Raw genomic sequence first — 18,763 nt, forward strand, 5'->3', positions numbered from 1 at the left:
GGGTTACACCGTAAGTGATTAGGCGCATTTGGTGATGTCTCGGGAGGCATCACGACGATATTCAAAACCGGATAAGCGACGTGAACAGGACAAGCAGATCTGAGCGATGGCAGCGGGTCTCCAGTGTTGCACTGGTGACATTTGCTGTGTTTGCGCTTGTGGTTGCCTGGGTCGCGATGCAGTTGAGCAGCCAGTTTTATCTGGCTGACTTGCAAACGCGTGGGCAGGCGACGTTGTCTGTGCAGGCGGCAGGGCTTGAGAAGTACCTCGATAAGTATCGCTTGCTGCCACCGTTGTTGGCGCGGCGCTCTGATATTGTGCAGATCCTTGCCAATGATGAACATGAGCGCGGGCAGAATGTTGCCAAGGTAATTGCAGGGATGTCTGGCGCGCAGGAGGTCTGGTTTCAAAAGCCTGACGGCCAGATTGTTGCGTCCAACCTGATCGACAACGCCAGTATGGCGGAACAGGGCATGTCCTCTTATGCGGATGCGTTGCAAGCTGCGCGGCAGGGGCGTCTTGGGCGGCAATTGGTTCTTTCCCGCAGTGGCGGACCAGCCAGCTATGTGTTCATCGCTCCGGTTCGGCAAGGGGAGCAGGACTACGGCTTTATTGCGGTTCGTGTAAGCCTTGAAGGGGTTGAGCAATCCTGGGCGCTTTCAAAGGATCGCCTTGTTGCTGTTGATCAAAACGGTATTGTGGTTGCCACCAACCAATCCAGTTGGCGCGGAGAGCGGTTGTTTGCGCAGCGTACAACGCGACGCGGACGTGTGTCTGCTACTCTCAATGGGGTGATTGAGCAGCGCTGGTATGATCTGGATTTCCAGCTTGTGCGATTAAGCCCGCCTTTCAACAAACCCAACTTCCAGATGATTGAGCAGGAGCTGCCTGTGCTGAACTGGAAGGTGGTGTTGTTTGCCGATACCTCTCAGGTTCGACAGCAGTCCATCTGGGCGGCGCTGGTGGCTTTGCTGCTGTGTGTTGTGAGTGGTGGTCTGTTCTGGATGGCGGGTGAGCGGCGACGCCGGTTGCTGGAACGTATCCGGCAGGACAAGGTTTATGCAGCGCGGCTGGAAGAGCGCGTGCATGAACGTACCCGTGAGCTTTCCACCATGAACGCTTTGCTGGCACAGGAAGTGAAAGAACGTGAGGCTGCAGAAAAAGGCTTGCAACAGGCGCAGGCCAGTCTGGTGCAGTCTGCCAAACTGGCAACACTGGGCGAAATGTCTGCTGCGCTTTCTCATGAGTTCAACCAGCCGCTGGGTGCGATCCGCACGCACTCCGAAAACGCTCAGGTGTTGATTGAGACAGGTAAGTCAGATCGCGCACTGAAGAGCCTGGGCAAGATTGTTGCCATGGTGGAGCGGATGGCGGCGATCAGTCAGATCCTGAAAGGGTTCACCCGTAAAGCGGGACGTGACCTTGTTCCGGTGAAGGTTTCTGCCGTTGTTGGTGAAGTGTTGATGCTGACGGGGCCACGCTGCAAGCAGATGGGCGTGCACACTGAGGTGGTGCAGGACGACAAATCCATTGAGGTTCTGGCTGGGCAGGTTCGGCTTGCGCAGGTGCTGATGAACCTGATGAGCAATGCGCTGGATGCCATGAAAGCGCAGGCTGAACCATGCATCCGGATTTCGGTTACTCATCATGAGCAACAGGTGGTCATTCGCTTTGAGGACAACGGACCCGGCGTGCCAGAGGATGTTGTTGCGAGTATTTTTGATCCGTTTTTCACGACTAAGGATGTGGGTGAAGGATTGGGGCTTGGCCTTTCCATTGCCTATAAGATAATCGAGGATCTGGAAGGGCAGTTGCGCTATGAGCAGTCTGAGCTTGGCGGCGCATGCTTTGTGATTGTGCTGAAGGATGCCTCGGAGACTTCCGGCGATCTTGAGGAAGAAGAAGTTTAGTATGGACGTATGGGCGATCGATAAAGCCACCATTCTTCTGGTCGATGACGACGAAGATATGCGTGAAGCGCTGGTGGAGGGGCTGGAACTGGCCGACTATCACGTGGTGTCGTTTTCTCGCGCTGAAGAAGCGTTGGAGCACATCACGCATGAGTTCTATGGCGTTCTGGTCAGCGATATCCGTATGCCCAAGATGGGCGGCTTTGATCTGATGAAAGCTGCCTTCGAGATCGACAGTGCGTTGCCTGTGGTGCTGATTACGGGCCATGGTGATGTACCGCTGGCGGTGGAAGCCATGCGGGCCGGGGCCTATGATTTTAAAGAGAAGCCGTTTCCGGTTAGCGGGCTGGTTGCCGTTGTTGAGCGTGGGCTGGAAAAGCGCCGTTTGACGCTGGAAAACCGCGTGCTGCGTGAGGAGCTGGGCAAGCTCTCAGGTCTGGAAGAGCGCATTGTTGGCAAATCCCCGTCCATGGAAGAGCTGCGGAGTACTATTACCGCGCTGTCTGGCACGGATGCGGATGTGCTTATTCTTGGTGAGACAGGTTCTGGTAAAGAGGTCGTTGCTCGTGCGTTGCATGAAGAAGGCCTGCGCAAAGATGGACCGTTTGTGGCGTTGAACTGCGGAGCGCTACCTGCTGATATCATCGAGAGTGAGCTTTTTGGGCATGAGAAAGGCGCCTTTACCGGTGCAAGTAGCTTGCGGATTGGCAAGCTGGAGCATGCGCATGGCGGGACGGTGTTTCTGGATGAGATTGAGTCCATGCCACTGGACTTGCAGGTAAAGCTGCTGCGGGTGTTCGAGACGCGAACGATTGAGCGGCTCGGGTCAAACAAGTCTATTCCGCTGGATCTGCGCTTTGTGGCTGCAACCAAGGAAGATCTGGAGGCGGCCTCCAACCAAGGGCGGTTCCGGAAGGATTTGTTTTACCGCCTTAACGTGATCACACTGGCTATTCCGCCGCTGCGAGAACGGCTGGAGGATATTCCGGTGCTGTTCCATTACCTCACCCGTGGCGCGCGGGCGCGTTACCGGAAAGAAGTGCCGGAGATTTCGAGGGAGTTTCTCGGTGAACTTATGCAGCGGGAGTGGCCAGGCAATGTGCGTGAATTGCGCAACGTGGCAGACCGGTTTGTGCTGGGGCTGGAAGGGCAGCCGAAGGCCGCTGGTGCGGTGGCGGCTGTTGCGGGCCCGCAGAGTGGTACGCTTGCTGAGCGCGTGAGTACCTATGAGCGCGATATTATTGCTGCTGAGCTTGAGAAGAACGACGGCAAGATTAAGCCGACGTATGAAGCGCTGTCCGTCTCCCGCAAGGCGCTTTATGAGAAGATGAAGAAGTATGGCTTAGGGAAGGATGAGATTGGTGAATAGAGATGTGTCGAATTCGACACATCTTTGAGTAGTCAATGTTACTTATTCGTAACAAATGTAAATCGAATAATTAGGTAAATATCCGTAAGTAGCTGAAAATACTATTAGTATTAAAACTGGCACGCAGATTGCTTTTGGTGTCGTGAGGAGCTTCGCTCCGTTCCATCTGGGAGGATACTATGAAGAAATTGGTTACTGCTGCCACAGTTGCAGCTGGCATGTTCACCGCTACTCAAGCCGTTGCTGCTGAAGCGTGTGATCCGGGTGAAGTTGTTATCAAGTTCAGTCACGTTGTGTCTGCGACCGGCCACCCAAAGGGTGACTTTGCGACTGCATTGGCAGAGCGTATCAACACTGAGATGAATGGTAAGGCCTGTATGCAGGTTTTCCCAAGCTCCCAGCTGTTTGATGATGACAAAGTGATGGAAGCTCTGCTGCTCGGCGATGTTCAGATCGCTGCGCCTTCTCTTGCTAAGTTCGAAGCTTACACACTCAAGTACCGTGTGTTTGACCTTCCGTTCCTGTTCTCCGACATGGATGCAGTGAACAACTTCACACAGGGTGAAAAAGGTCAGGAACTGCTGGGCGCGATGTCTGACATCGGCTTTGTTGGTCTCGGCTACGTTTACAACGGCATCAAGCACTTCTCCGCCAATAAGCCTTTGCAGACACCTGCTGATGCTGCTGGCCTGAAGTTCCGCGTTCAGACCTCTGATGTTGCTGTTGCGATGATTGAAGCAATGGAAGCAAACGCGCAGAAGCTTGCGTTTAAAGAAGTATACGGCGCACTGCAGACCGGTGTTGTTGATGGTCAGGAAAACACCTGGTCCAACATCTACACCAAGAAGTTCTTTGAAGTTCAGGACGGTATTACAGAAACCAGCCACCAGCTGCTGTCTTACCTTGCTGTGACCTCTCAGGAATGGCTTGATAGCCTTGATCCAGAAGTTCGCGACCAGTTCATCACTATCTTCACCGAAGTGACCAACGATGCGAACGCTCGCTCTTCCGCTATCAACGAAGCGAACAAGCAGAAGATCATTGAATCTGGTGTAGAAGTTCGCAGTTTGACACCTGAGCAGCGTCAGCAGTGGGTTGATGTGATGAAGCCTGTATGGGGCAAGTTTGCTGATGACATCGGTCAGGATGTGATCGACGCTGCCGTCGCAGCAAACAACTAATCCAATACATCTTGATAGGTCTGTCCGGCTATTGGTCGGGCAGACCCTGAAAAACCACAATGGTTTCTTTCTCCGTGCCGCAACACACTGAGAAATGAGAGTGCTGTTGGGGGAGGGCGCTTTGTCTCGACTAAATAAAATAATAGATGCTTTCGAAGAAGGCTTTATCGCCACCATCCTTGCGGTGATGACGCTGGTCACCTTCTGGCAGGTCGTCATGCGGTACGGCTTTAACTCGGGTTGGGGTGGCGCGCTACAGTTCACCCGCGTGCTGTTTGCATGGCTTATTCTTTTCGGCATGAGCTACGGCCTGAAAATTGGCTCGCACCTTGGCGTTGATGCTTTCATCCGCCTGTTTCCGAAACCGGTCTTCCGCACCTTCGGGCTGATTGGTGCGCTGGTGACGTTGCTGTATGCGGCGCTGCTGTTTGATGCAGACTGGTTTGGCTGGTTGCTTGGGCTTGATAACCGCGGGTCTTCCGGCGGTGCATTCGACTACGTGGCGAAATACTACAAGCTTCCAATCGGCATGGAAGATCTGAAGTTTCCTGAGTGGTATCAGGAGATGTTTGGCGTGAAAGAGCGTGTTCCACGGTGGTGGGGCTATGTCATCCTGCCAATCGGTCTTGCCCTTCTGGCTTTCCGGTCGCTGCAAATGTGCTGGTTCATTCTGACTGGCCAACGCGACACGATGATTGCCGCGCACGAAGCTGAAGAGCTCGTTGAAGAAAACAAAGACGTGCTGAAGGACTAAGCCCAATGGAAACCGCTGTTCTCTTTTTGCTGCTCTTTGGGCTGCTTCTTATCGGGGCACCAATCGCGATTGCGCTTGGTTTGTCTTCCGTTCTCTACATCGCATTGTTCTCTCATGACTCCATGAGCTCTGTGACCATTCAGATGTTCAATGCGTCGCAGAACTTTACACTGCTTGCGATCCCGTTCTTCATTCTGGCTTCCAGCTTCATGTCCACTGGCGGCGTTGCCCGTCGTATCGTGAACTTTGCTGTCGCTACTGTTGGCTGGGTGCGTGGTGGTCTGGCTATGGCTGGCGTGCTGGCCTGTATGATCTTTGCTGCGCTTTCTGGTTCGTCTCCAGCGACCGTGGTTGCGATTGGTACCATTGCGATTGCTGCGATGCGTCAGGCTGGTTACTCCAAGGAATTTGCTGCAGGCATTATCGCCAATGCTGGTACGCTGGGAATTCTGATCCCGCCTTCCATTGTGATGGTTGTTTATGCGGCTGCAACCAACGTTTCTGTTGGGCGTATGTTCCTGGCGGGTGTTATTCCGGGCATTGTTGCTGGTCTGATGCTGATGGTGACGATCTACATCATCGCGCGTAAGAAAAACCTGCCTGCGCAACCGTTCCCAAGTATCAGGGTGCTGTGGTCCACGTTTGCTGAAGCTGCGTTTGGTATGTTCCTGATTGTGATCATCCTTGGCGGTATTTACGCAGGTGTGTTTACGCCAACAGAAGCAGCGGCTGTGGCAGCTGTGTATGCGTGCCTGATTGCTCTGTTCATCTATCGTGATATGGGGCCGCTGAAGGACAAGAAATGGCGTAAGTCTGGTGAAGGACTGCTTGAGGCAATTGTCCGTAACATTGGATTGAGTGTTCTTTACTTCTTCCCTGCCTTCTTCCACCGGGATACCCGCAAGGTGCTGGTTGAGAGTAGTAAGACCACGATTATGTTGATGTTCATCATCGTGAATGCGCTGCTCTTTGCTCACACACTCACTGCTGAGCGTATCCCGCAGGTCATTACCGACTGGATGTTAGGTGCAGGTTTCAACTGGTTCACCTTCCTGATTGCCGTCAATATTATCCTGCTGATTGGTGGTCAGTTCATGGAACCATCCGGTTTGCTGCTGATTGTGGCGCCTGTGGTGTTCCCGATTGCTGTGGAGCTGGGCGTTGATCCAATTCACCTAGGTATCATCATGGTGGTGAACATGGAGATTGGCATGATCACACCGCCTATCGGGCTCAATCTGTTTGTGACCTCGGGCATAACGGGTATGAGTCTGGTGCAGGTGGTGCGTGCCGCTGCACCGTTTGTGATGGTTCTGCTGGTGTTCCTCGTATTGGTTACGTACTTGCCATGGCTCTCCACGGCGCTGCCGACCTATATGATGGGGCCAGAGGTTATCGTCAGGTAGCTGGCACCAAGATATGTTTTGAAAGGCCGGGGCATTTGCTCCGGCCTTTTTGTTGCGGCTTATTCGAGGCAAATGCAGAGCAATAGCTTAGGCGGATTTTGGGGAGAAACTGCGATAATAGGCAGGTCCCATAATGTTGCCGTGAGGAGCTGATGAGGAGAGCGATCACTGCTGTAACTCTTGCTTTGGGCGTTGCTTTCGCCACACCTGCGTTCGCCCAGATTGATTGTAAGCCTGGCGAAGTTGTTATCAAGTTTAGCCATGTTGTGCCGCCGAGAGGCCATCCCAAAGGGGATTTCGCGCGCATGCTGGCCGAGCGGGTGAACATCGAGATGAACGGTGTGGCCTGCATGCAGGTGTTTCCCTTCTCCCAGCTTTATGATGATGAGAAGGTGATGGAGGCCCTGATACTGGGTGATGTGCAGCTGGCGGCGCCTTCTCTTTCAAAACTGGAAGTTTACACCAACAAGTTCCGACTCTTTGATCTGCCTTTCCTGTTTGAGGATATGGATGCAGTACAGCGTTTTACTGCCAGCGAGAAGGGGCAGGAACTGCTTGATGTCATGTCTGATTTCGGGGTTGTGGGACTTGGGTATCTCTATGATGGGTTAAAGCACTTTTCTGCCGATAAGCCGTTGCTCGTACCTTCTGACGGGGCAGGGCTGAAGTTTCGGGTGCAGAACTCTGATGTGGCTGTTGCGATGATTGAGGCGATGGGAGCGAGTGCGCAGAAATTGGCGTTCAAAGAGGTCTACGGGGCTTTGCAGTTGGGGGTTGTTGATGGTCAGGAAAACAGCTGGTCCAACATCTTCACCTCGCGGTTCTTTGAGGTTCAGGACGGGATTACTGAGACCAACCATCAATTGCTGGCTTATGTTGTGTTTGCGCCTAAGGAGTGGTTGGAAAGCCTGAAGCCTGATGTGCGGGAGCAGTTTCTGACGATCTTCCAAGAAACGCTGGCCAAGGCCAATGCGCAAGCTGCGCAGACGAGCGACGAGAACCGGCAACGGATTGTCGATGCTGGTTATACTGTGCGTGAGTTGACGCCAGAACAGCGCCAGCAATGGGCGGATGTGATGCGACCTGTTTGGGGGGAGTTTGAAGATGAGATCGGCAAGGATCTGATTGCTGCTGCTGAAGCCTCAAATGCGACCAAGGGCAACTGACAGTCTTCTGATTGAACATCTATAGTATTGCGTGTGCCTGCCTTATTCGTATGATCAACGTTGATCATGTAATAGGTGCGCCATGTCTGAAGTTATTTATCTTTCCGCTAAAGAAGCTGCCAATGAGTTGGGGGTGCGGCCGGCCACGTTGTATGCCTATGTGAGCCGTGGGTTGGTTCGCTCGGTTCAAGGGCCGGGAAGGACGCGGCTCTATGATGCTTCAGATATCCGCTTCCTGCGAAGTCGACGGGCTGGAGAAGGCTCTGAGGAACGGGATGGGCAGTCCCGGAGTGCTGCTGCAACGGGCGTGCTTGAGACCAAGCTGACGCTTTTGACAGATGAGGGGCATTACTACCGCGGTCAGTCTGCACTGGAACTTGCAAAGGCTGGTACGCTTGAAAGTGTCGCCACGCTGCTGTGGGATTGTGAGAATGATCCGTTTGCCCAGCCTGCGCCTCATGCCGTTGAGGTGATGAGCGGGCACCAGAGACCCGCTGAGCGGGCGATTGTGGCGCTCTGTTCCTGGCCGGAACAAGACAGCGCGGCCTACACGCTGTCTCAGGAGCTGCTCAAGCGAAAAGGGGCGTGCCTCATTCGCCTTGCAGCCAGTGCGCTACTGATGCAAGCACCGAGCACTGACCCGATGCACCGACAGATTGCTCAAGCCTGGGGCGTGAAGAATGAAAAGGCTATCGATCTGATCCGTGCGACGCTTGTTTTGTGTGCTGACCATGAGCTTAATACCAGCGCATATGCGGTGAGATGTGCGGCTTCGACTCGGGCTCCGCTGCATGCTGTTCTTGTTTCGGGGCTTGGAGCGTTTATGGGCCCCAGACATGGAACAAACGCAGAGCGCGTGCTGAGTTGGCTGAAGCATATTCATGTAGCTGACGATATAGAGAACGTGTTGCAAGAGCGATGTATGAACGGAGAATATCTGCCGGGACTTGGGCATTCCGTATACGGCGGGCCTGATCCAAGGGGCGAATTTCTATTAGGCAAACTCATGCAAAGTGAGCTGGATCACCCGCTTGTTGCACTGATTCCACCATTACTGGAAAGATCTCGGGAGCTTTTCGGAAAGCACATGAATGTGGATTTTCCACTAGCACTTTTGGAGCAGATTTTGGGCTTACCAAAAAATTCTGCCGGAATTTTGTTTTGTATTTCAAGAATTAGCGGCTGGATCGCTCAGGCGCTCGAACAATATCAAATGCAAGAACAAATACGTCCGCGTGCTGCATATGTTGGTATTCGTCCGACCTAAAGCAGGCGTCAGTTGAATAGTTAATTTTTTTGATCTTTAACCTAGGCGTGTATCCCGACCCTATTCTATGATCTCCTAGCGTAAAATTGATATTGTTATGTTCTTTCTCTGTAATGAATTTTATATCGATTATATATACTAAATATCATGAAGTATTTCATAGATTATCAATAATTGAGTAGTTCGTGTGTGGTGTTATCTATTGTGGAAATGTGCTCTTTTACATAACTTTTGACGTGACCTAGTTGATTTGAGGGTGTTCAAATTGGGGAGGCGCTATGTTACGTCTACATCATTAATCGGAATATTGGTTGTATCTCTCACTCTATCAAGAATAAGGCATTTCATGAATCGTTTGCCCCCTTTGAATGCTTTGGTCGCGTTTCGTGCAGTTATGGAAACTGGGAGTTTGGTTTCGGCGGCCCAAAAGCTAGCAATTACCGCTAGTGCGGTCAGTCACCGGCTCAAAGCGCTGGAGGATCACCTGGGACTGGAGCTGTTTGAGCGCCGTTCCAGAGCGGTTTTCCCGACTGCAGCGGCCTATCGATATGCCTCGGAGATTGCCGAGGCATTTGACAGAATCTCAACTGCGACGCGCACTATCGAAGCCGTCGGGAACAGGGATACTTTGAGTATCCATTGTTCTTCAAGCTTCGCCAGCAATTGGTTGCTGCGCCGTCTTCGTTCGTTTACTGCGCATAACTCAGAGATCACCGTGACTGTTTCCAGCAGTGGCTCTGATCAGAATATTGAAGGCGGGCTGTATGACCTTGTCTTCACACGTCAGTCCAATACTCCAGAAGAGTTTCAGGAAATCTCCTTAGGGCGCGAGAAGTTTCGCCCGCTGATTTCACCTGAACTGCTGGATAATCTTGGCTACCCTAAGAAGCCGAATGAGCTGCTGAAACTGCCGATTATTCGCAGTGAAGGTGCCACGGTTTCCTGGGAGACATGGCTGTCTGAAGCTGGTGTTCCAAACCCGATCGTCAATGAGATGATGGTGTTTGAGAATGCAGCGCTTTCTCTTGACGCTGCCGAAAAGGGGTTCGGCATTGTTCTTGAGTCCAATCTTTTAAGTGCCGAAGCTGAGACCGCCGGACGTCTTGTGCCGATCTTCCCTGAATATCAGCGGGACGGTCGTGAACATAAACTGATGTGGCGTGAGAAGCGTGGAGCTGAGCCAAAAATTCGCAGCTTCCGTGATTGGTTTGAAAATCAGTTGCGCTACGATTTTGTAGATGAAGAAACTTACGAACCAGTTGCAGCGCTCGTCGATTAAACGAGCCTTGCTGTTTGCAGCTGACGGCGGGGGCAATTAACCGTCAGCTTACATGAGTGTTCTTATGATTTGGGTGGGTACTTCGGTATCCGCCCATTTCTTTGTAAGCGTAGTTATTCGGATTTGTTGGAGTGGTGTGTTGCTGAGCGATGGAATTGCAGGAGCCCATCAAACTGGGTGAGACAAAATTGTTCTGTTCATCCTTGATGAAATCCCTTAGAAGCACCCCTAAATACGCGCCCTTTTGCTGTTTCCCAAAGACACTGCCGAGGCGCTGGTCAATAGCTCGACAACAGAGCTTTAGAAAACACCAGAGAATTTGGTCGCCACTATGAGAACTTCAGAACTCCTGATGCCTGCGGGCAACCTTCAGAAGCTAAAGATTGCTGTGCTTTATGGAGCAGATGCGATCTACCTTGGTACGCCGGATATGTCCTTGCGTACGAAGGCAGAGTTTACGCTTGAGCAGGTTGTTGAGGGGATTGAATTTGCGCATAAGCATGGCAAGCGTGTTTATCTGACGCTGAACCTGTTTTCTCATAATAAGGACGTTCCAAAGCTGAAGGAATATGCCGAGACTATTCGCGATATTAATCCGGATGGTTTGATCATTGCTGATCCGGGTGTGTTCCAGTTTATGCGCAAAGAGCTGCCGAACGTGCCGCTGCATATTTCCACGCAGGCGAACGTTTGCTCCTGGCTTTCCGTTGATTTCTGGAAAGAGCAGGGCGCGGATCTGGTTGTGCTGGCCCGCGAAGTGTCGTTTCCTGAGCTTTCTGAAATCCGTGAGAAGTGCCCGGACATTCGTCTGGAAGCATTTGTTCATGGCGCGATGTGCATGACCTATTCCGGCCGCTGCCTGCTTTCCAACTTTATGGCAGAGCGTGGCGCGAACCAGGGGAACTGCGCAAACTCCTGTCGTTGGAACTACAAAGTGCGTATGCGCATGAAAGACGGCACGATCAACGAGCTTGAGCTGAATGAAGACAACATGGACATGTTTGAGTTCTTGCTGGAAGAGGGATGCCGCCCCGGCGAGTTGATGCCAATTCTGGAAGATGGTCGTGGTTCTTATATTCTGAACTCCAAAGACCTGTGCCTGATGCCGAAGCTGAATGACTTCCTGCGCATCGGTGTGGATTCGCTGAAGATCGAAGGCCGTGGCAAGTCCATGTACTACGTGGCGGTTGTTGCACGCGCTTACCGCATGGCGATTGATGATTACTACCGTGATCCTGAGAACTGGAACCCGCAAAAGTACATGGATGAGATGTACAGTGTTGCCAACCGTGGCTACACAACTGCGTTCCATGAAGGTCGTTTGAACAACTACGCCCACAATTATGAGGACACACACTCTATCGGTGAGTGGGAGTTTGCCGGCATTGTTGAGAAGGTGACTGACGAAGCGTTCTACATGAAAGTGAAGAACAAGATTGTTGCCGGGGAAGTGCTGGAGTTTCTGCAACCTCTGTCCGACGACAGCGTCTTGCTGCGCATCTATGAGTTTGAAAACGCTAAGTCTGGTGAGATTACAGAGGAAGTGCACGCTGGCAAGCAGCCGCTGGTGCGTATCCCGTTTTCGCTGTTCGACAAAGACGATGCAGCTGACTTTAAAGATCGCTTCCCGGTGAACACTGTGGTGCGTAAAGAGCGTCCGTTGACACCTGAGCAGTGGAGTCGCCTGAAGCTGGACCGGACAGCAGAGCGTATTGAAGCGCGTGGTGAAGCGACGAATGCGCAGCAGAACAAGTATGAAAGCCAGCGCGACCGATTGATTGATGCGATTGCTGAAGGCAGTCAGGATCGTAAACCGAAGTCTCCTCGTCTTGGCTTGGAAGGTTGTTGTGGTCGTGGCTGTAACGGTTGCATGATCTTCTGGGAAGATCCGAAGTTTGAGAAAGCTCGCGAGATCCTGAAGACCAAAAAGCAGGGTGTGATGTTGGCGCGGAATGCGTTGAAGCACGAAGTGAGCTGATAGCTTAGTTAGATTGATGTATTTGAAGCCCCGGCCCGAAAGGTCGGGGCTTTTATTTTGTCTGACCCTTATGAGAACCCATTGAATCTCAAAGCTAAAACCATGCTTATTAAGCGAATAAGCTATTATTAGTAATAATTTATGTATGTTTTAAGCATGAGTCTTTCAAGCTCATGAGTTTGACGTTGGGATAGTTGCGCTTGTTGTCTTGAATGACCTGTTGTGGGGTACGTAAATACGCTGATCTTACTTGCTCAGTCTCTCGTGACTTGGCTGGGTTGTGGTGGTGAGAGATTGGCGGCTAGGGAATTATCTGCACTGAATGTGCAGTTTGGAAGGTAATTCAAGATGAACTGGTCCGGAATGTTGAAGAGCGCACCTAAGGCTGAGGGATCACATCAAGCAGATGTGGGCGACATCAATCGTGAAGGAATTGATGCACTTCTGTCGGCTTTGATGGAAGATCGTCCACTTCCCGAAGTGGAAGGAGTTCCTGTAGATCTTTATGAGCGCTTTGAATCGCTGAAGCAGAAGCTTGATGATCAAGACGAGCGTACCCTTGGTCAAACGGTAGAGTACTCCCTGCAAGCCAGTGAATCGATGGCCGCGATCTCCCAAATCACATGGCATATCCGCAAAACGGATGAAGGTGCGCAGACAATTGCGACTGGTGTTGAAGAGCTGAACGTTTCCTTCTCTGAGATTGCCTCCAGCGCTCAAGGAGCTGCGGATGCGGTGGAATCTGCAAATGAGGCCATGCAGCAGGGAGAAACAGCAACTCGAGAATCTGCAGATGCCAGCCAGCATATTGGTCGGTTCTTTGAAAGTATGACTGCTGCTGCAAATGAGTTGACCGCTGCCGCTGTTCAGATTGGGACCTTTGTTGGTACGATTGAAGGACTGGCCAAGCAAACAAATCTGTTGGCACTGAATGCGACGATTGAAGCCGCGCGTGCTGGCGAGGCGGGCAAGGGCTTTGCTGTCGTGGCTTCCGAGGTGAAGGATCTATCCGGTCAAACACAGCAGGCAACCGATGATATTCGTTGCCGGATTGAGACCTTGCAGGCTCACGTGAACGATGTGAACTCAGCTGTGAGCGATGCACAGTCTCTGGTTGGCAAGAGTATTGATAATTCACAGAATGCCGAGAGTTTGATTTCCGAAGTGATGCGCGATGTAGGAGTTGCGAGTACGCAGATGCGTGAAATTGCACACCAGCTGACGCAGCAGGAAGAGGCAACCAGCGAAATCAATCGCGGTGTCCATGCCATTGCAGGGCATGCACGCGATGTGAATGAGCGGATTGAACATGTGATCCAAACGGTTGCTCAGTCTGAATCCATTGTGGAAGAGCAGTTTACTGAATTTGATAAGCGCGGCGTACCGAACTTTATTCTGCATCGTGCTAAGGCTGATCACATAATCTGGAAGAAGCACCTTGCCGAAATGTCAGTTGGCCTCAGTCATTTGCAGGTGAGTGAGCTTTCGGATCATCATCAGTGCCGTCTTGGTAAGTGGTATGACAAGGTAGATGATGCTCGCGTTCGCGATAGTCTGGCGTTTAAGAAACTGTTGCCTGTTCATGCTGAAGTTCACGAACAAGGCAAGGAATGCGCACGCCTGCTGGGAATAGCAGATCATGCAGGCGCAGACGCTGCTTACAAACGCATGGAAGACGCTTCTGCTGAGGTACTGCGCTATCTGGACGAGTTGTTGACCGAGCGGTGATTGGCGCCGGTCAATCCAGAAACGAGTGCGATTGCGTAATGTGACTGCCTTCGTTGCTGAGTTGAGCTAACTGACATAATGAAAATCACTGTGGTGTCAGACAAATGCTACAGTGATTTCTATTTGTGTTTGCTTCGATGAACTCAGGATCAAAAAAAGTAACTTAAATCACCACTCGTGTTCAGGGAAGAATGCGATAACATTGTAAGATGCTGATTTTTAACGTTATTTTTTCTCGAGCGTGAATGTTCGGAAATATGTGTTATGCTTCAATTTAAATGCACTCTGTGTATTGATAGTCAGTGAAATCGTGTTTCTTATCTCGTCTGCAGCAATTGCTGAATGAATGAATGAATGAATTCTGAATTCTATTTTTGGACGTGGAAATGCTACGTCATATTCAGCTAATCTCTTTTAGTAGATACTAAAATAATGAGGTGTGTATCTCAATCTAGCGAAGTTTCGTGCTGATTTGGGATCACACATGAAATCAGGATTTCATATATTAACTGGCTGTACTTTACTGCTGACAGGCGCTTGCGCGCAAATGCCTGATGATGTTTTGCAAGTGACAGAGCAGCACAAAGCCATGAAAGTGGCTCAGTCCAGAACCATCGCCACACCAAAGAAAAAAGAAGTGCTTCTGGCTGGGGCCGCGGCTCTTCAGGATATGGGCTTTTCCATTGACAAAACAGATCCAGAGTTAGGGCTTGTTGTTGGCTCGAAGCAACGTGATGCGACAGAAGGTGAGCAAGTTGCTTTAGCCGTTGTTGGTGCTGCATTGACGACATTACTTGCTGGACCGATAGCAGGGGCAAACAGTTTTAAGTATGATGATGAGCAGTTTGTACGCGCTTCTATCACCGCTGGCAGTGAGGAAAATGCGACTGACCTGCGGATCAGTGTCCAGCGTATTGTGTTGGACCAAAGGGGTGAAATTTCCAAAGCAGAAACAATTAAAGATGAGAAACTTTACAGCCAGTTTTACGAGACACTAGGCGCATCCATCCCTTGGGATGTCACAGGAGGTTAATATGATGCTAGATCGATCTAAAGCCCTTGTGAGCGTTGCTGTTCTGGTTTTGACATTTGGTGTTACTGGCTGCCAAACGTCTTCAAAAGACAACGTGTTTGACATTGCAGTCGAAGAACAGAGCGGACTGCGACAGGTTCAGTCCAGAACTTTCAAAACCAAGGATAAAGAGAATACAATCCAATCGGTTATGATAACTATGCAGGACATGGGGTTTGTTATTGGCAACGCCGATAAGGAACTGGGGACTGTAAGTGGGATGAAATTGGATGGATACCAATTGCGAATGACGGTGAGTGTCATTCCGAGGATGGATGGTGAGATGTTGGTGCGTGCGAACGCATCCTACAATAATGAACCGGTAGATTCAGAGGCTGCTTATACTGATTACTTTAAAGTTCTAGAGCAAGAGTTGAAGCTTCCTGCTCAGGAACTGGGATAGTAGGATTAGTCAGAAAAGCCCGGGCAGGTGATGCGCCGGGCTTTCTTTTTGTGTTGTTTTATTTTTGTCGTTTGGCCCTATCCGTTATTGAGAGGTTTTGGCTTCTCAAGGATACGATGAAGATCAAACCGGAATGACGACCCAGTAATCCAGATCAAGGATCACGCCGTCTTGGTATTTCCCGTCTTCATTCTTGTATGGGAAATCTCCGCAAATAAGATCTTTTGTTGCAACGAGGCGCAGGCGTAGTGCTGCGATATCGCTTCTTCCTTCAATCCGTTTTTTATCCAGAACCTCAGACCATGCATAAACGGTGTCACCCGCGAAGAGCGGTGCAACGTGTCGTCCTGCATTGATGCCTGTGATATGAAAAGCATTGCCTAGTCCGTTGAAAGACAAAGCACGCGCAAGCGAGATGACATGGCCACCGTAGATCAGGCGTTTGCCAAAGCGGCTGTTTTTCTCGCTATGATGATTGAAGTGGACTTTCGCTGTGTTCTGGTAAAGACGTGTTGCGAGCTGGTGTTCAGCTTCTTCCACGGTCATACCGTCGACATGGTCGATCTTTTCACCCACTTCGTAGTCATCGAAGCGGAATGGTGAACCGGACAGGTCAAAGTCCCAATTATCGATTGAAAGCTCTGGAACGGCTTGCCCCAGGCAGTCCTCGGAAATTCCGTCTGGCAGATCCGGCAGGGTGGTTTCTGGTGCAGACGCATCTTCATCGCGCTTTTTCACCATGACCCAGCGGGTGTATTCCAGAACCTTTTCAGGGTTCTCTGGCTCTTTGTGGCGATAGCCAGTAGAGCGCACGTAAACAACACCGGTTTTGCCGTTTGAATTTTCTTTCAGCCCGATGACTTCTGACGTGGCGGAGACTGTATCTCCGGCATAGACAGGCATCAGGAAACGGCAGTCGGAATACCCCAGGTTTGCGACGGCGTTCAGTGAGATATCTCCCACTGTTTTACCGAAGACCACGTGGAAGACTAGCAGGTCGTCCAACGGGTAATATGGGTATCCAATGTTTTCTGCAAAAGCAGTTCCCGACTGTACCGCAAATCGAGATCCGTATAATGCAGTATAAAGAGCTGTATCTCCTTCGTTTATTGTCTTTGGTGTTCCATGTCTTATGACCTGGCCCACGTGAAAATCTTCAAAAAAGTTACCGCAAGACGTTTTTGTCTTAACCGCAGTTAACGTCATGTATGTAGTCCCCCAACAACAACACGGCAGGCATTGAATAAGAAGTATTTTTAGTTATCAAGCAACACCTTAGAAGGTTGACACTTCGCATAGTATGTGTCGCTTTTGATCTTTTTTCTCGTGCCTTTGTATTTTCCTTGGTTGTCCAATTGACTTGTTTAATTGAACAAATTCAATAGGTTGACGGATAATGTGGTGGTTTCCGCAATCCGTGCTCCAGATGATCGACAAAAATACTCGAGAGAAACAAGCAAGCTTTCTGTCCGTTTGAGACCCTTTATATCTCAGAATCAGTAGGAATGAGCAAATTAAATGTAGATTATGATTAGGTAATTGTGTCCTGTTTTTAGCTAAAGCTACATCCTGACGTTGAAATTGTAGGATTGTGCAAGCGAATCAGTAAAAATGTTAGCAAATCTCGACTGATTCACTTTGAATGAGTGTGCTGAGTTGTTCACTGTTTGGCCCCCTAAAACCGTAGGTTTTTCTTCAAGATCAAACCGTTACTATGGGTGGTAGGAGGTTTTCGCCCATGGTGAGCTTTTTCTGGCGGATTGTAGGTGTTGTTTTGCTGTCGTGGGTCGCGTGGGATCTCTATGCGGGATACACGCTTCTTTATGATGTCATCTACCGGACAGAAGACCCGCTGATGTACTGGATTGGTATCGCTTTATGGACCGCACTTGGGCTGAGCTGCTTTTTCTCATCAAGTCGTCAGGAATAAGGCGCCAACTTCTCAATTGATCTGAGCTGTCCCGGTTGTATCCTACAAACAATAAATGCTGTTGGTGGTTCTGCCACAGCGTGTTGAGTTGTAGTCGAGGGAGGTTGTTATGTCGGAGAGAAGCCTAATTTCTTCAGGATCACCCTTTGAAAAGGCCGCTGGATATTCTCGCGCAGTTGTAGATGGCGACTTAGTCCATGTTTCTGGCACAACCGGATATGATTATTCGACGATGAAAATGCCAGAGGATGTGGGCGCACAGGCCGTTAATGCGTTGGAAACAATCAAAAGTGCGCTTAGTGAAGCCGGATGTTCACTCGAGGATGTGGTTCGTGCACGTTATTATGTGACTGACCGGAGTAACGTTGAGGCGGTTTTTGCTGTACTTGGTGAGTATTTTGGTGAAATCCGTCCTGCTGCAACCATGGTTATTTGCGCTCTCATCAAGGAGGAGATGAAGGTCGAAATAGAAGTTATGGCTCGAAGGAGCTAATCTGGCTTTTGGCTTTCGAGAAACTGGCAAGGTACATTGTGGGCGTATATGCTGAGAGACTTTTAAGTTTCTGGTCTTTTCGCCAGTTGAAAGATCGTTTGCCTTAGCTATATAGGCAGACAATACCGACACTAACGAGATGGCGACGCATGACTGATTTTCCGAAAGAACTGCTGACTGGATACGGCCTTTATAAAGAGCGGATTTATCGCCAGTTTGAAGAGGAATATCAAAACCTCGCCATCTATGGCCAAGAACCTGAAGTGATGGTGATTTCCTGCTGTGATAGCCGGGTTACACCTGAAGGTATCTTCCATGCGCAGCCGGGTGAACTTTTTGTAGTTCGTAACGTGGCAAACCTGGTGCCTCCATTTATCCAAGGCGGTGGCACGCACGGTACCAGTGCAGCGCTTGAGTATGCAGTGACTGGCCTGAAGGTGAAGCATCTTGTTGTGCTGGGCCATTGCAAGTGTGGTGGTGTTCAGGCTTTCCGCGAAAGTAATGGCAAACTCAGTAAGACTGGTCAGTTTGTTGGACCGTGGATCAAGATGTTGGAACCAGCTGCGATCACGCTGGCTTGTACTCCTGTCGATAAACATGAAGATCCGCAACTTGCGCTGGAATATGCTGGTATTCGTCAGAGCCTGAAGAATCTGATGACGTTCCCGTTTATTGAAAAGCTTGTCACACAGGGGAACCTGGACATTCACGGTGCGTGGTTTGATATTGGCTCGGGTTCTTTGCGGGTTATGAATAAGGAAACCGAAATCTTTGAAGACGCACAGGATCTGCGCGCGCGTTTGAAAGAGCAGGAAACAGAGGACTAA

Annotated in this window: 16 protein-coding genes; 15 read left to right on the forward strand and 1 reads right to left on the reverse strand. The window is 50.4% G+C overall.

All coding sequences use genetic code 11. The features are described 5' to 3' along the window. Positions 1-80: 80 nt before the first annotated feature. The 12 genes from PsW74_RS22745 (at position 81) to PsW74_RS22800 (ending at position 15,513) form a co-directional block, all read left to right on the forward strand. Positions 81-1,910, forward strand: a complete 1,830-nt coding sequence (locus tag PsW74_RS22745) for an ATP-binding protein (protein WP_063290382.1) — start codon at positions 81-83, stop codon at positions 1,908-1,910. Position 1,911: 1 nt separating this feature from the next. Continuing rightward, entirely contained in the window at positions 1,912-3,279 is a 1,368-nt protein-coding gene (locus PsW74_RS22750) for a sigma-54 dependent transcriptional regulator (protein ID WP_063290381.1), read from the forward strand. 179 nt (positions 3,280-3,458) lie between these two features. Beyond that, complete coding sequence (locus PsW74_RS22755; RefSeq protein WP_063290380.1) at positions 3,459-4,460, forward strand: DctP family TRAP transporter solute-binding subunit; 1,002 nt, start codon at positions 3,459-3,461, stop codon at positions 4,458-4,460. A gap of 121 nt (positions 4,461-4,581) precedes the next feature. Continuing rightward, complete coding sequence (locus PsW74_RS22760) at positions 4,582-5,214, forward strand: TRAP transporter small permease (protein WP_063290431.1); 633 nt, start codon at positions 4,582-4,584, stop codon at positions 5,212-5,214. A gap of 5 nt (positions 5,215-5,219) precedes the next feature. Beyond that, positions 5,220-6,620, forward strand: coding sequence for a TRAP transporter large permease subunit (locus tag PsW74_RS22765; protein WP_057460816.1), 1,401 nt, complete (start codon positions 5,220-5,222; stop codon positions 6,618-6,620). A gap of 152 nt (positions 6,621-6,772) precedes the next feature. After that, positions 6,773-7,786, forward strand: coding sequence for a DctP family TRAP transporter solute-binding subunit (locus PsW74_RS22770; RefSeq protein ID WP_063290379.1), 1,014 nt, complete (start codon positions 6,773-6,775; stop codon positions 7,784-7,786). Positions 7,787-7,868: 82 nt separating this feature from the next. Beyond that, positions 7,869-9,053: a citrate synthase family protein gene (locus tag PsW74_RS22775; protein WP_063290378.1), complete on the forward strand. Its 1,185-nt coding sequence runs from the start codon at positions 7,869-7,871 to the stop codon at positions 9,051-9,053. Between the two features lie 346 nt (positions 9,054-9,399). Continuing rightward, positions 9,400-10,332 (forward strand): LysR substrate-binding domain-containing protein, encoded by a 933-nt coding sequence (locus tag PsW74_RS22780; protein WP_063290377.1) that lies wholly within the window; start codon positions 9,400-9,402, stop codon positions 10,330-10,332. A 331-nt stretch (positions 10,333-10,663) separates the two neighbouring features. Beyond that, positions 10,664-12,310, forward strand: a complete 1,647-nt coding sequence (locus PsW74_RS22785) for a U32 family peptidase C-terminal domain-containing protein (protein WP_057460812.1) — start codon at positions 10,664-10,666, stop codon at positions 12,308-12,310. Between the two features lie 348 nt (positions 12,311-12,658). Further along, positions 12,659-14,038, forward strand: coding sequence for a methyl-accepting chemotaxis protein (locus tag PsW74_RS22790; RefSeq protein WP_063290376.1), 1,380 nt, complete (start codon positions 12,659-12,661; stop codon positions 14,036-14,038). A gap of 484 nt (positions 14,039-14,522) precedes the next feature. After that, the gene (locus PsW74_RS22795; protein ID WP_153040965.1) at positions 14,523-15,071 is read left to right on the forward strand and encodes a hypothetical protein; all 549 of its coding nucleotides are present in this window, start codon (positions 14,523-14,525) and stop codon (positions 15,069-15,071) included. A 1-nt stretch (position 15,072) separates the two neighbouring features. Then, positions 15,073-15,513: a hypothetical protein gene (locus PsW74_RS22800; RefSeq protein WP_063290374.1), complete on the forward strand. Its 441-nt coding sequence runs from the start codon at positions 15,073-15,075 to the stop codon at positions 15,511-15,513. Positions 15,514-15,636: 123 nt separating this feature from the next. Here PsW74_RS22800 and PsW74_RS22805 read toward each other — a convergent pair whose 3' ends face one another. Beyond that, positions 15,637-16,719, reverse strand: coding sequence for a MaoC family dehydratase (locus PsW74_RS22805; RefSeq protein ID WP_063290373.1), 1,083 nt, complete (start codon positions 16,717-16,719; stop codon positions 15,637-15,639). A 532-nt stretch (positions 16,720-17,251) separates the two neighbouring features. Here PsW74_RS22805 and PsW74_RS22810 point away from each other — a divergent pair. The 3 genes from PsW74_RS22810 to PsW74_RS22820 all read left to right on the forward strand — a co-directional run bounded on the left by PsW74_RS22810 (position 17,252) and on the right by PsW74_RS22820 (position 18,763). Next, the gene (locus PsW74_RS22810) at positions 17,252-17,443 is read left to right on the forward strand and encodes a hypothetical protein (RefSeq protein ID WP_063290372.1); all 192 of its coding nucleotides are present in this window, start codon (positions 17,252-17,254) and stop codon (positions 17,441-17,443) included. 109 nt (positions 17,444-17,552) lie between these two features. Next, positions 17,553-17,936: a RidA family protein gene (locus PsW74_RS22815; RefSeq protein WP_063290371.1), complete on the forward strand. Its 384-nt coding sequence runs from the start codon at positions 17,553-17,555 to the stop codon at positions 17,934-17,936. Positions 17,937-18,085: 149 nt separating this feature from the next. Next, the gene (locus PsW74_RS22820; RefSeq protein ID WP_063290370.1) at positions 18,086-18,763 is read left to right on the forward strand and encodes a carbonic anhydrase; all 678 of its coding nucleotides are present in this window, start codon (positions 18,086-18,088) and stop codon (positions 18,761-18,763) included.

This window comes from Pseudovibrio sp. W74 (genome assembly GCF_001623085.1).
In the GTDB taxonomy this organism is placed as follows: domain Bacteria; phylum Pseudomonadota; class Alphaproteobacteria; order Rhizobiales; family Stappiaceae; genus Pseudovibrio.

Coding starts and splice junctions, on each gene's coding strand:
- PsW74_RS22800 (WP_063290374.1), top strand. CDS start 15,073: ATGATGCTAGATCGATCTAAAGCCCTTGTGAGCGTTGCTGTTCTGGTT.
- PsW74_RS22755 (WP_063290380.1), top strand. CDS start 3,459: ATGAAGAAATTGGTTACTGCTGCCACAGTTGCAGCTGGCATGTTCACC.
- PsW74_RS22785 (WP_057460812.1), top strand. CDS start 10,664: ATGAGAACTTCAGAACTCCTGATGCCTGCGGGCAACCTTCAGAAGCTA.
- PsW74_RS22790 (WP_063290376.1), top strand. CDS start 12,659: ATGAACTGGTCCGGAATGTTGAAGAGCGCACCTAAGGCTGAGGGATCA.
- PsW74_RS22805 (WP_063290373.1), bottom strand. CDS start 16,719: ATGACGTTAACTGCGGTTAAGACAAAAACGTCTTGCGGTAACTTTTTT.
- PsW74_RS22750 (WP_063290381.1), top strand. CDS start 1,912: ATGGACGTATGGGCGATCGATAAAGCCACCATTCTTCTGGTCGATGAC.
- PsW74_RS22780 (WP_063290377.1), top strand. CDS start 9,400: ATGAATCGTTTGCCCCCTTTGAATGCTTTGGTCGCGTTTCGTGCAGTT.
- PsW74_RS22770 (WP_063290379.1), top strand. CDS start 6,773: ATGAGGAGAGCGATCACTGCTGTAACTCTTGCTTTGGGCGTTGCTTTC.
- PsW74_RS22765 (WP_057460816.1), top strand. CDS start 5,220: ATGGAAACCGCTGTTCTCTTTTTGCTGCTCTTTGGGCTGCTTCTTATC.
- PsW74_RS22775 (WP_063290378.1), top strand. CDS start 7,869: ATGTCTGAAGTTATTTATCTTTCCGCTAAAGAAGCTGCCAATGAGTTG.
- PsW74_RS22815 (WP_063290371.1), top strand. CDS start 17,553: ATGTCGGAGAGAAGCCTAATTTCTTCAGGATCACCCTTTGAAAAGGCC.
- PsW74_RS22795 (WP_153040965.1), top strand. CDS start 14,523: ATGAAATCAGGATTTCATATATTAACTGGCTGTACTTTACTGCTGACA.
- PsW74_RS22810 (WP_063290372.1), top strand. CDS start 17,252: ATGGTGAGCTTTTTCTGGCGGATTGTAGGTGTTGTTTTGCTGTCGTGG.
- PsW74_RS22820 (WP_063290370.1), top strand. CDS start 18,086: ATGACTGATTTTCCGAAAGAACTGCTGACTGGATACGGCCTTTATAAA.